Annotated in this window: 15 protein-coding genes; 6 read left to right on the plus strand and 9 right to left on the minus strand. The window is 36.9% G+C overall.

The window, feature by feature from the left end:
* Window positions 1-29: 29 nt before the first annotated feature.
* The 4 genes from NHG49_RS27145 to NHG49_RS27160 all read right to left on the minus strand — a co-directional run bounded on the left by NHG49_RS27145 (window position 30) and on the right by NHG49_RS27160 (window position 3463).
* Window positions 30-842 carry an ABC transporter ATP-binding protein gene (locus tag NHG49_RS27145; RefSeq protein ID WP_088080004.1) on the minus strand — a complete coding sequence of 271 codons (813 nt, stop codon included), beginning with the start codon at window positions 840-842 and terminating at the stop codon, window positions 30-32.
* Window positions 843-857: 15 nt separating this feature from the next.
* Window positions 858-1874 carry a FecCD family ABC transporter permease gene (locus tag NHG49_RS27150; protein ID WP_088047724.1) on the minus strand — a complete coding sequence of 339 codons (1017 nt, stop codon included), beginning with the start codon at window positions 1872-1874 and terminating at the stop codon, window positions 858-860.
* Window positions 1871-2926 (minus strand): FecCD family ABC transporter permease, encoded by a 1056-nt coding sequence (locus NHG49_RS27155; protein WP_088047723.1) that lies wholly within the window; start codon window positions 2924-2926, stop codon window positions 1871-1873. Before NHG49_RS27155 ends, NHG49_RS27150 begins: the two co-directional genes overlap by 4 nt.
* Before the next feature lie 312 nt (window positions 2927-3238).
* Entirely contained in the window at window positions 3239-3463 is a 225-nt protein-coding gene (locus NHG49_RS27160) for a YuzB family protein (RefSeq protein ID WP_002089811.1), read from the minus strand.
* A 285-nt stretch (window positions 3464-3748) separates the two neighbouring features.
* On the opposite strand from NHG49_RS27160, the gene NHG49_RS27165 reads away from it, so the two are divergent.
* A complete protein-coding gene (locus tag NHG49_RS27165; protein ID WP_064476069.1) occupies window positions 3749-4441 on the plus strand; it encodes an RsfA family transcriptional regulator in 693 nt (230 codons plus the stop codon).
* Between the two features lie 29 nt (window positions 4442-4470).
* Here the strand turns inward: NHG49_RS27165 and NHG49_RS27170 are convergent, their stop codons facing one another.
* Window positions 4471-5061, minus strand: coding sequence for a lipoprotein BA_5634 family protein (locus tag NHG49_RS27170; RefSeq protein WP_088047721.1), 591 nt, complete (start codon window positions 5059-5061; stop codon window positions 4471-4473).
* 174 nt (window positions 5062-5235) lie between these two features.
* On the opposite strand from NHG49_RS27170, the gene lipL reads away from it, so the two are divergent.
* Window positions 5236-6081: an octanoyl-[GcvH]:protein N-octanoyltransferase gene (gene lipL, locus NHG49_RS27175; RefSeq protein ID WP_088047720.1), complete on the plus strand. Its 846-nt coding sequence runs from the start codon at window positions 5236-5238 to the stop codon at window positions 6079-6081.
* 48 nt (window positions 6082-6129) lie between these two features.
* Here lipL and pta read toward each other — a convergent pair whose 3' ends face one another.
* Entirely contained in the window at window positions 6130-7101 is a 972-nt protein-coding gene (gene pta, locus NHG49_RS27180; protein ID WP_000067226.1) for a phosphate acetyltransferase, read from the minus strand.
* Between the two features lie 279 nt (window positions 7102-7380).
* Between pta and hemQ the strand changes: the two genes are divergently transcribed.
* The 4 genes from hemQ (at window position 7381) to gerQ (ending at window position 10775) form a co-directional block, all read left to right on the plus strand.
* A complete protein-coding gene (gene hemQ, locus NHG49_RS27185) occupies window positions 7381-8124 on the plus strand; it encodes a hydrogen peroxide-dependent heme synthase (RefSeq protein WP_088047719.1) in 744 nt (247 codons plus the stop codon).
* A gap of 325 nt (window positions 8125-8449) precedes the next feature.
* Window positions 8450-9721, plus strand: coding sequence for a serine hydrolase (locus NHG49_RS27190; RefSeq protein WP_088047718.1), 1272 nt, complete (start codon window positions 8450-8452; stop codon window positions 9719-9721).
* 175 nt (window positions 9722-9896) lie between these two features.
* Entirely contained in the window at window positions 9897-10319 is a 423-nt protein-coding gene (gene cwlJ, locus NHG49_RS27195) for a cell wall hydrolase CwlJ (protein WP_000538163.1), read from the plus strand.
* Window positions 10320-10346: 27 nt separating this feature from the next.
* Window positions 10347-10775: a spore coat protein GerQ gene (gene gerQ, locus NHG49_RS27200; RefSeq protein WP_064476065.1), complete on the plus strand. Its 429-nt coding sequence runs from the start codon at window positions 10347-10349 to the stop codon at window positions 10773-10775.
* A gap of 31 nt (window positions 10776-10806) precedes the next feature.
* On the opposite strand, the gene NHG49_RS27205 is transcribed toward gerQ, so the two are convergent.
* From NHG49_RS27205 to NHG49_RS27215, 3 genes are all read right to left on the minus strand, one after another.
* On the minus strand, window positions 10807-11175 hold the full coding sequence (locus NHG49_RS27205; protein WP_000688322.1) for a DUF423 domain-containing protein: 369 nt from the start codon (window positions 11173-11175) through the stop codon (window positions 10807-10809).
* Between the two features lie 65 nt (window positions 11176-11240).
* Window positions 11241-11528, minus strand: coding sequence for a YwdI family protein (locus NHG49_RS27210; RefSeq protein WP_001167358.1), 288 nt, complete (start codon window positions 11526-11528; stop codon window positions 11241-11243).
* A 6-nt stretch (window positions 11529-11534) separates the two neighbouring features.
* Window positions 11535-12527, minus strand: a complete 993-nt coding sequence (locus NHG49_RS27215; RefSeq protein ID WP_064476063.1) for a potassium channel family protein — start codon at window positions 12525-12527, stop codon at window positions 11535-11537.
* Window positions 12528-12557 lie beyond the last annotated feature (30 nt).

Consider the following 12557-nt stretch of genomic DNA (forward strand, 5'->3'; position numbering starts at 1 on the left):
AAGTCCCCCTCCTAAAGAGGGGGTTCTACTTATGCTTTTTTACGTAATTGATTATTAATCATCATTAAATCGTATGTTAAACAAATCGGTTTACAGTTTACTGGACATGGAACGATTTGAGCTTCAATCTCAAATACACTGCGAAGCGTTTCACTTGTCATCACTTCATCTGGCGTTCCTTGTTTCATTAACTTACCTGCTTTTAATGCAATCATATGATCTGAGAAACGAGAAGCATGGTTTAAGTCATGGATAACCATAACAATCGTTCTACCTTCTTCTTCATTTAACTTTTTCAATAAATTTAATATTTCTAATTGATGGGCCATATCTAAGTACGTTGTTGGTTCATCTAATACGAGTAATTCTGTTCCTTGTGCAAGGGCCATCGCAATCCATACACGTTGACGTTGCCCGCCTGATAACGCCTCCGCTGAACGATTTGCGAATTCTGTCATTCCAGTCACTTCAAGTGCCCAATGAATGTAACGATAATCCTCTTCTTTCAACGTTCCAAATCCTTTTTGATGAGGAAAACGTCCATATGAAACAAGTTCAAACACAGTAAGGCCAGTTGGCACTTCTGCAGTCTGTGGTAAAATCGCCATTTTCTTTGCGATTTCTTTCGTTGGTTGTTTCTCGATTGCTTTTCCGTCAAGATAAACAGTACCTTTTTTCGCCTTCAAAATACGAGAAGCCGTTTTTAATAATGTGGACTTCCCACAACCATTTGGTCCAATAATTGTTGTAATTTTCCCTTCCGGAATTTCAACTGTTAATCCATCAATAATTAACCCTTCATTATATCCAACAGATACCGCATCAACTGCTAAAGTTGCCATACAAAAAGCCTCCCTTTATTTTGTCCTCATAAGTAAGTATATGAAATATGGTGCACCAATTACAGAAATAACAAGACCGACCGGTATTTCTGAAGTTGTTAACACACTTCTTGAAATTACATCTGCGAATAAAAGTAAAAACGTCCCTATTAGTGCAGCAGTAGGCAGCATAATTTGATGTTTACCACCAACAAGGCGCCTCGCTAAATGCGGAGCCATTAAACCGATAAAACCAATTCCTCCGGCAACAGCGACAGATGCGCCAGCTAAACACACTGCAATAAATAATAATTTACGTCTTTCTTTTTCTACATTTAAACCAAGACCAACAGCTGTCGAGTCGCCTAGGTTCATTACATTTAATATGTGCGCCTTACTAATAGCAAGTGGCAAGAAAATAACCATCCATGGAAGTACACTTAGCACGAACTTCCAATCTGTGCCCCACAGACTTCCTGCTAACCAAATCGTAGCAAAACGGAAATCGTTAGATGTCATCTTCATAGAAAAAATTAAACTAACAGCACCAAACCCGGCTGCAACAGCGATACCAACTAGTATTAATCTCGTTGATGAAACGCCGTCTTTCCACGCTAGTAAATAAATAATAATTGCTGCTAATATCGCACCAACCAACGCGAAGAATGGAAGGATAAATACAGATAAAAATGTACCAGTCCCAACTTTCCCGAAGAAAAAGTAGACGAATATAACAACTGTTAATCCCGCTCCAGCGTTAATACCGATAATACCTGGATCAGCAAGTGGATTTCGTGATAACCCTTGCAAAATCGCACCTGACATCGCTAAAGCGGATCCGACTAATATAGCAATAACCATACGCGGCATACGGAATTCAAATAAAATAACAGACTGATCTTCAGCCCCAAGTCCAACCAATGACTTTAATACGTCCATTGGCGGTATTTTAAATGTCCCTGTATTTAAACTTACTAAAAATACAGTAACGATTAATCCTAATAAGATTGTTAAAACAGAAACGTTCTTTTTTGTTAAGACACTTGTCCTCACATTTTCCCTCTCCCTTCGTTACGTGCTAAGTAGAGGAAGAATGGAACCCCAATTAGCGCTGTAATTGCTCCAATTGGCGTTTCAAACGGCGGATTAATAACGCGAGATAACATATCTGCACTTTCAATTAACAGCCCACCTAAGACCGCAGAACATGGAATAACCCATCTATAGTCTGAGCCTACAAGGAAACGAGTCATATGTGGGATTACAAGACCAACAAATCCAACCGATCCTGCCATAGAAACTGCAGAACCTGTTAACACAAGAACAAGTACTGTTCCGATAAATTTAATTAATGTCGTATTTTGACCAAGTCCAATTGCAATTTCTTCACCGAAGCTTAAAATTGTAATATACCTCGACATCATAATTGCAATAAAGAGACAAACAAGGCCAATTGGTACTAACATATTAATACTTTCCCATTTCACTCCCGCAACTCCGCCTGCATTCCACATACTCACCTCTTGGGCAAGGTTGAAATATAGCGCAATTCCAGATGAAATGGCCCCTAATAAAGCACTAATTGCTGCACCGGCTAAAGCTAACTTCACAGGTGTTAATCCACCTGGTGAAGAAGACCCAATTCCATATACAATGCTCGCTCCAAACGCAGCTCCAATAAAAGATGCGATAACGAACATTAAATAAGGTGAATTAGGGAAGAATGCATACATAATTGCAATTCCAAATACAGCTCCATCTGTAATTCCCATTAACGATGGTGAAGCAAGTGGATTTCGCGTCATACCTTGCATAATTGCCCCTGATACCGCTAAAAAGGCACCTGCAACTACGCCCCCTATTGCTCTAGGCATGCGAAGTTCTTGAATTACGTTATGATGCGTAATAGAACCGTCAAACTGAAACACAGCTTGCCATACAGTCTTTAAACTAATATCTGCAGCACCAAAAGAAATAGAAACTGCCATGCTTAAAGCTAACAAAACTGTACCTGCTACTAAAATAATAGAAGCAACGAGCGGTCTGCTCTTAATCTCTTTAACATTCACATCTTGATGTTCTATACTCCTTGCGCTCGCTTCCATACCTCAACCATCCTAACCAACAACATATATTTAATAAAATGAAATTTATTCTCAAATAGTAATAAAAAAATTAGGTTAATTGATCTTTTCCTGATAATGATTCTCAGAATCAGACACTTTCTATTCTACCTATCGCTTCAAAAGACTGTCAACCATTATTTTGAAATACAAATTTATATAAATTGAAATTTGAATGAACAGATGATGCCTCTCCTTCATTGAATGTTAATCTACTCAATTGTATTTTCGTAGAATAACTCATTCCTCTTATGGGCATAAAAAAGAAGAGTAATCTATTCACTCTTCTTTTTCTTACTTATTTAACTTTGCTTCAATTTTTATAATTAATTCATCTTCTGTTGGAGCCGCGACTGGACGATTATTTACAAATGCGAATGATTTTTTACGGCCAGGGCCACAGTAAGACTGACACGCAACTTCAATCGTTGCACATGAATCTACTTTTTTTAACTTTGGAATCAACGTTTTAACGTTCGTTGCCTGACAATCATCACACACACGAAATTCGTTCCCCATTATATAACACTTCCTCTATTTTAAACTTTTCTCAAGTACATTTAAAAATAAACACTAAATGGTATTTTACCGCTCTTTGAAGCTCGTTGCAAGTTTCCCTATAAAGCTCTTTCTTCATATTAATGCTACATATTTATATGTTCTCCTACAGAAGCTTACGTCATTCTTGGCAAAATTTATACCTTTCATCGAAATCTACCATATTTTTAAAAGCTTTGTATAAAAGCTCATTTTTTTGCCCATTATAAAAATAGGAAGTTCATAAAAAGAAAGGGAGTTGAATCTATGAAAGTAAGACAAGATGCTTGGACGGATGAGGATGATTTATTACTTGCTGAAACTGTACTTCGTCACGTTCGAGAAGGAAGTACTCAATTAAATGCATTTGAAGAAGTGGGTGATCAATTAAATCGTACATCGGCTGCCTGTGGTTTCCGTTGGAATGCTGTTGTTCGCTATAGTTATGAACAAGCTCTTCAACTAGCAAAAAAACATCGTAAAGATAAAATGCGTGCTGCAAGCGGTGAACAAGCGAAAAAACGTTTACTTTATACACCACCAGCTTCAGATTCGATAACTGATTACGAAGAATTCGTACAAGAAGAATCAATTGTACAATATAAAGAAGTTATTCCATATCAAGAATCTACTGTTCCTGCTGCAAAAAGCTCTATGACCATGCAAGATGTTATTTATTTTTTACAAACAGTCGGATCTTCAAATATAAAAGTAACAGCTCTTGAAAACGAGAATACGAGATTGAAGCAAGAAATTAAAGCGCAAATCTTGCGAAATGAAGAACTAGAAAAGAAACTAGAAAAATTAGAACAACAATCTCATACTGTACAAGAGGATTATGAAACACTTATGAATATTATGAACCGTGCTCGTAAATTAGCAGTAATGGATGATGAGGAACGCTCACAAACATCTTTCCGAATGGATCGAAATGGTAATTTAGAAAAGATTGCAGAATAAAAAGGATGCATGCAATGCATCCTTTTTTATTATTTCACTTCCACCATATGCACTTCTTCTACGTTAGAACCTTTCTTTATATCTGGGAAAATCTTTTCCTTTGGATTCTCTTTAAAAGCTGCTAATCCAATCGTTTTTACCGGTTCATTTATCTTTGTATATTCGGCATCACTAACAACTGCATACATATCCGCATATTTACGAGCATCACCGATTACTATATTACCCTCATACTTCATTTTCTTTCCATCAATTACTACATCATTTTGTGTATCTTTAGCAAACACTATTCCCACTTCACCTGAAACAGACGGCAATACTTTAATAGGTTCTACATCTTCTTTCACTACTTTTTTCAGCATGTTTTCTTTTACCATCTTTTCAGCTGTTGTTTTATTCATAATTAAAACCTTTTTCTCATTAACAGTTCCTAATTTTGCTTCAAATGTATTTTGGGATTCAATTTTATCTTTATATTGATCCATTGTTTTTTGAACGCCTGCTTCATCTCCGTACATAACAACTCCTGTTGCTTGTGGTGCGATTATATCCATAATAGAACAACCGCTAAATACAGCAGCGGACATAATTGCTACGATTCCTAATTTAACTTTTTTCATTTGTATTCCTCCTAAAAGCATAATTGCATCTCTTAGTTTAACTATTGCAGCTCGTTTAACCAATTCACTTTCCTTACAACAATATTACAATTTAGTAAGATTTCTTCCTAAAACTACTTTCTACATTTTTTGCTATAATAGAGATTGTCATTTTAAAGATAAGGGGTTAGTTATATGAGCAATTCCCGTTCCATTTTATCTCAGCCAGAGTGGCGTATTGTAGATCAGTCTAGTTTGGGACCAACATTCCATGCATTGCAGTCATTCGCAATGGATGACACACTGTGCATAAGCATTGGAAATGGTCAATCAGCTGCAACAATGCGTTCTTGGGTTCATCACAATACAATTGTTCTTGGCATTCAAGATTCACGCCTACCACACTTGGAAGAAGGTATTTCCTTTTTACAAGAAAACAACTTCAATGTTATCGTTCGTAATTCCGGTGGACTTGCAGTCGTACTTGATGAAGGTGTTTTAAACGTATCACTTTTATTCCAAGAGACCGAAAAAGGTATCGATATTGATCTTGGATACGATACAATGTGGCATTTAATTAAGGAAATGTTAAACGATTACGATGTTACAATCGAGGCAAAAGAAATTGTTGGTTCTTACTGTCCTGGTAGCTATGACTTAAGTATTCGCAATCAAAAATTTGCTGGCATTTCACAGCGCCGTATTCGCGGTGGTGTCGCTGTCCAAATTTATCTCTGCGCTACAGGAAGTGGCTCTGAGCGTGCCGCACTCGTTCGTGATTTCTACAACCTAGCCATTCAAGGAGAAGAAACACGCTTTACGTATCCTGAAATTGTACCGAGTACGATGGCTTCACTTTCAGAATTACTTGGCGAAACCATTACAGTACAAGATTTAATGATGCGCCTTTTAAAAACATTGCAGCAATTCGCTCCAAAGTTAACACCATCTCAATTAACAATAGATGAAATACCTTTATATGAGACGAATTTACAACGTATTATTGATCGTAACAATAAAGCACTTGGCTTAGAAAAATAAAGACCGTCGCTATAATAGCGACGGTCTTTATTTCAATTCATTATAGAATTAAAGTGCTTGAGCTGCTGTAATTAAAGCTAACTTGTACACTTCTTCTTCGTTACATCCGCGAGATAGATCATTTACAGGCATATTTAAACCTTGTAAGATTGGTCCTACTGCTTCGAAGTTACCTAAACGTTGAGCGATTTTGTAGCCAATATTACCAGCTTCTAAGCTTGGGAATACGAATACGTTAGCATCACCTTTAATTGTAGAACCTGGAGCTTTTTTCTCAGCTACAGACGGTACGAATGCAGCATCGAATTGGAATTCTCCATCTAAAGTTAATTCAGGAGCCATTTCTTTCGCAATGCGAGTTGCTTCTACAACTTTTTCTGTTTCTGGAGATTTCGCAGAACCTTTTGTAGAGAAGCTTAACATAGCAACGCGTGGATCAATACCGAATAGTTCAGCAGTTTTCGCACTCTCGATACCAATTTCAGCTAAATCTTGGCTGTTTGGTGCAATGTTAATTGCGCAATCAGCGAATACATATTTCTCTTCTTCACGTACCATGATGAATACGCCAGAAGTTTTTGTAACGCCTGGTTTTGTTTTGATAATTTGAAGTGCTGGACGAACTGTATCAGCTGTAGAGTGAGCTGCACCACTTACTAAGCCGTGTGCTTTACCCATGTATACAAGCATTGTACCGAAGTAGTTTTCGTCTTTAAGGATTTTACGAGCGTCTTCTTCAGTTGCTTTACCTTTACGGCGTTCAACGAAAGATGCTACCATTGCATCCATTTCTTCGTATGTAGCTGGGTCATAAATATCAACGCCTGCTAATGTTAAATTCATGCTAGCAGCTTTTGCGCTAATTTCTTCTTTATTACCAACTAAAATTGGTTGTACTAACTCTTCTTTTGCTAAACGCTCTGCAGCGCCTAAAATTCTTTCATCAGTTCCTTCAGGAAGTACGATAGAAATGCCTTTTCCTTGAACTTTTTCTTTTACTGTTGTAAATAAGTTGCTCACGAATAAACCCTCCTACATATGTTAAAAAACTCTATCTTTAAGAATACTGCTTTTCCTCTATATTTTAAACTTATAGCTCCCAAAAAATAGATAAAATGAAAATGATTATATTTTCATAAAATTCAGCCTAGAAATAAATCCCCTTTAAGCCTTATCTTCTCCTATTTTCAAGTAAATTTAAATGTGACAATTTTATGCGCTAAGGCTTTATATAGATGATTTTAAAACTATATATGCTATAGTTAACGTGTAAAACTATCATTAACTGAGGTGAATAGAATGAGTGAAGCAACAACAACGTTAGATGGCTGGTATTGTTTACATGATTTACGTTCTATTGATTGGGCTGCATGGAAAACATTATCTAGCGACGAACGCGGACAAGCTGTGTCTGAATTTTTAAATGTCGTTGAAAAATGGAATGAAGTAGCTACCGGGAAAAAAGGTAGTCATGCAATGTATACAGTTGTTGGCCAAAAAGCTGATATCATGCTTATGATTTTACGTCCAACAATGGAAGAGTTGAATGAAATTGAGACAGAATTGAATAAAACAACATTAGCTGAATATATGGTTCCTGCATACTCTTACGTATCTGTTGTTGAACTAAGCAACTACCTTCCAGCTGATGAAGATCCATATCAAAACCCACAAATCTTAGCTCGCTTATATCCAGAACTACCAAAAGCAAATCACATTTGCTTCTACCCAATGGACAAGCGTCGCCAAGGTGATGACAACTGGTACATGCTTCCTATGGAAGAACGCAAAAAAATGATGTACAGTCATAGTAAAATCGGTCGCCAGTACGCAGGTAAAGTACGCCAAGTTATTTCAGGATCAGTTGGATTCGACGATTTTGAGTGGGGCGTAACATTATTCGCTGACGATGTTCTTCAATTTAAAAAACTTATATATGAAATGCGCTTCGATGAAGTAAGTGCTCGTTATGGTGAATTCGGAACATTTTTCGTTGGAAACATTTTACCAGACGAAAAGGTAGAGAAATTTTTACACATATAAAGTGAAACTTTAATCAGCCCTCACCAATCGGGCTTTTACGAGCAGTTGATCGCCCACCTAACTTCTTTGCTTTCGCTTAATTTTGAGGTGGGGATCTTACTGCCCGGCAAATAGCGGGGCAAATCGTGAAAAAGGAACGAAATTCGTTCCTTTTTTTTATTACCCTCTATATTTCTCTTCAAAAAACTTCTTTTCTCCGCAAATTTGAACAAAAATCGACAAATTCCTTTCAAATCCCTTACAAAATTGTAACCTTTCTATATCCAAATTTATGCTAAAATGGTACGAGCTACATGCTAATAACGATGCGAAGGTGATAATCTATATGAAGAAAATCTTGTCTATTTTACTAGTGCTTTTATTGTCAATTTCTTCCTTAGGAGTAACAACATCCCATGCGGAAGAAAAAATACACATTGAGGCAGCTGCTGCACTTCTATTTGATGCAGATACAGGAAAAATACTGCATGAACAAAATCCAGATGAATTACTAGCTATCGCTAGTATGTCAAAACTAATTGTTGTTTATGCTGTATTAGAAGCAATTAAAGAAGGAAAAATCACTTGGGATACAAAGGTAAACATTTCTGATTACGCTTATGAAGTTTCACGTAATAATGAATTCTCTAACGTTCCGTTTGAAAAGGGACGTCAATATACTGTAAGAGAATTATATCATTCTATCGTTATCTTCTCTGCAAACGGATCTAGTATTGCCTTAGCAGAACTTCTTGCAGGAAGTGAGAAAAACTTCTTAAATCTTGCAAATGAACATGCAAAAAAACTAGGGTTAAAGAAATATAAATTTGTAAACGCTACTGGATTAAATAACGCTGACTTAAAGGGAAAACACCCTGAGGGAACGGATCCGAATGGAGAAAATTCCATGTCAGCTCGCGATATGGGTATGCTTTCAAAAGCAATGATTACAAAGTATCCAGAAATGCTAGAGGATACAAAACAAAGATTTAGAAACTTCCCAGATAATCATCCGAAACCAATTCGTATGGAAAACTGGAACTGGATGTTACCAGGTGCTGCTTTTTCTTATGAAGGAACAGATGGTTTAAAAACTGGTAGTTCTGATACGGCTGGATACGGATTCACCATTACAGCAAAACGTGGTGACTTACGCCTTATTTCAGTAATTATTAAAACAAAATCAATGGACGAGCGTTTCACTGAATCTCGTGCATTAATTGAATATGGATTTAATAACTTTGAAAAACAAAAATTAAAAGTAGATAAAAACAACACAATCTCTGTAGTAAAAGGTAAAGAAGATCAAGTAACTATTGCACCTGAAAAAGAAATAACAGTAATTGCGAAAAAAGGTAGCAAAGATCCTTATAAAATTGGGACTGAAGTAGATAAATCCCTTGCTGAAGATGGACATTTAGTCGCTCCTGTTAAAAAGGATGCAAAGGTAGGTTCCATCGTTCTAGAACCAACTGATAAATATGGATTTTTAGATGGAAATAAAAACATGAAAGTTACTGCAAAAACGACAGAAGAAGTTGAAAAGGCAAATTGGTTCGTATTAACAATGCGCTCTATCGGAGATTTCTTCTCAAACTTATGGTCTAAAGTATTTTAATGATGGAAAGCTAGCTCACGCTAGCTTTTTTTATTTTCCTCTCTCCATGTAAAACTTCGTTTGGTTGTCATATCTGAGTCCTTTTTCTCATACGTATGAACTAGTAATCGTTACACACTTCATCTAGAAATAAACCTCTTTCCACAAGGTATTCCAAAAAGAGAGGTGACACATAATGGGTGTTATTGCTTATAACGAAGAAGATGTAAAGTTATTAGCTAGACTGATGCGTGCTGAAGCCGAAGGAGAAGGACAACAAGGAATGTTAATGGTCGGAAACGTAGGAGTAAATCGTGTCCGCGGAAATTGTTTAGATTTTAAAAAAATACGTAATTTACGTCAAATGGTTTATCAAAATCCTGGCGGTTTTGAAGCAACGCAAAAAGGGTATTTTTATCAGCGTGCAAGAGAACAAGATATCGCATTAGCAAGGCGAACGATTCAAGGACAACGTTTTTGGCCCGCCAACTTTTCCTTATGGTTTTTTAGACCGGAAGGCCCTTGTCCACCAACTTGGTATAATCAACAAAACTCTGGTCGCTTCAAAAAGCACTGCTTCTTCCAGCCATCTGGCGAGGATTGTCCTGGCGTATATTAAGGATTGATAATGAGGAGGGATTTTTGGATGGCACAGCAACAAAACCCGTATTACGGAACAGGTTTCTATCAACCATCTGGAACTTATGTACAACCGCAACAAATGACCCAACAACAACAGCAACAACAGCAAGCGATGCAACAACAAGCTGCGCAAGCTCAATATGCCGTTTCTCAAGGCATGTTACCATTAGAACAGTCGTATATTGAAAATATTCTTCGCTTGAACAAAGGCAAGCAAGCCACCGTTGTAATGACTTATGAGCGTGGTAGTTCACTCGGTACACAATCTTATACAGGTATTATTGAGGCAGCTGGCCGTGACCATATCGTAATTAGTGAGCCCCAATCTGGGAAACGCTATTTACTATTAATGATTTACTTAGATTATGTAGAATTCCCAGAAGAAATTACGTATTTACCTAGTCAACAAGCAACTTATGCTCCAAGACCATAAAAAAAAGCTGGCATATGCCAGCTTTTGTTTTTTATAACCCTTTTACAACTGCAGTTCCGACTAAGATCCATGCCACGATAAACGCTACACCACCAAGAGGTGTAATTGGGCCAAAGAACTTAATACCTGTCGTACTTAATGCATACAAACTACCTGAAAACATAATAATCCCAGCTACCATAAGCCAGCCAGCAGTAGTTAAAAGTGATGATTGAATTTTATCCATTAATAAAGCAACTACGAATAGTCCACCTGCATGAAACATTTGATATGTAACGCCTGTTTTCCAAACTTCTAACATTTTTGCAGAAACTTTATTTTCTAAACCGTGTGCTCCAAAAGCCCCTAGCGCAACAGATAGCCCTGCCGCAATACAACCTAGTAAAAAGAAAATTTTCATCTTAATTCCCCTTTTTTTACCTTTATCATAAGCAATTTTTTCATATAAGCCAAACGATTTATCTTCTAAAAATCAAATAAAGAATTACCGTTTGCGCCTTCTTCTTTTATATAAACAGGTTCTCCAGAAACCGGCATAACTGGTTGAACTGTCGTCATAGGCTGAGATCCAATTACTTGTGATGGAATCTCAGGTTCTCTATACATAGAAGGCTCAGCTTGTTCATCTAATAATAAATCACATAACGCTCGCACAACTAATAAATGCGCTTTTGATTGTTGCCCTTCACTGCTTTTTGCCTTTGCAATTTCATTCGCCATTTTATTTAAAATCTTATCGCTCGATATTTGCATTCCTTGTCACCTCTTACTTTGTAGTTCTTTCTCAAATTGTCCTAGCTTCTCTACTGAACCAAACACTATTATCATATCATGTTCTTGTAGTTTTTCCTGCCCCGTTGGATTATGTATAACATTCCCATTTCTCAAAATCGCTAAAATTGTTACATCAAATTGATTTCTCACATCACTCTCGAGTAATGATTTACTAGCTAAAATAGAGCCCTTTCCTACTGCAATCTCTTCAATTACAAATGACTGCTCCACGCCATACAGTACTGTATCAATATAATGAACTGTTAGCGGATTCGCAATACCTTTTGCAATATGAATTCCTGCCATGCTAGATGGATTAATCACCTTATTCGCCCCAGCCCGCTTTAATTTGTCTTCAGTTTCTGGTTTTTCTGCTCTTGCCACAATTTTAATTGCATCGTTTAATCCTCTAGCCGTTAATGTAATAAATACATTTTCAGCATCATTTGCTACGATGGCAACTAAACCAGCTGCCTTTGAAATTCCAGCATGATGTAACACTTGGTCTTCCGTTGCATCTCCGTGTATATACAAAAGTTTTTCCTTCTCTAATATGCTTTCATCTTTATCCACAACGACAAATGGAATTTTCTTTTCTTGCAATTCATGTACAACTTGAAGCCCTACTCTACCACAACCACATACGATAATATGATTTTGTAACTGCGCTATTTGTTTATCCATCTTCTTCCTCCGCACTGCATGAAATAAATTCCCTTCAATAATCATAGCTGCCACTACACCAATTGCATACGTAACGATACCGACCCCGACCGGTATGATAAGAAGCGCAAAAACTTTTCCTGCCTGTGTTACAGGAACGGCATCTCCGTATCCAACAGTTAATACAGTAATCATCGTCATCCAAAATGCTTGAAACAAACTAATCTCTTCAATCGTCATAAATCCTACCGTTCCTAGAATTACAACAAAGGTCATACATATAACTGCTATCCATAATTGCTTACGTGCATTCATATCGTGTTTCAACTCTTTTCTCTATCTACA

Origin of the sequence: Bacillus sp. IBL03825 (assembly GCF_024712505.1) — a bacterium.
Classification (GTDB): Bacteria; Bacillota; Bacilli; order Bacillales; family Bacillaceae_G; genus Bacillus_A; species Bacillus_A wiedmannii.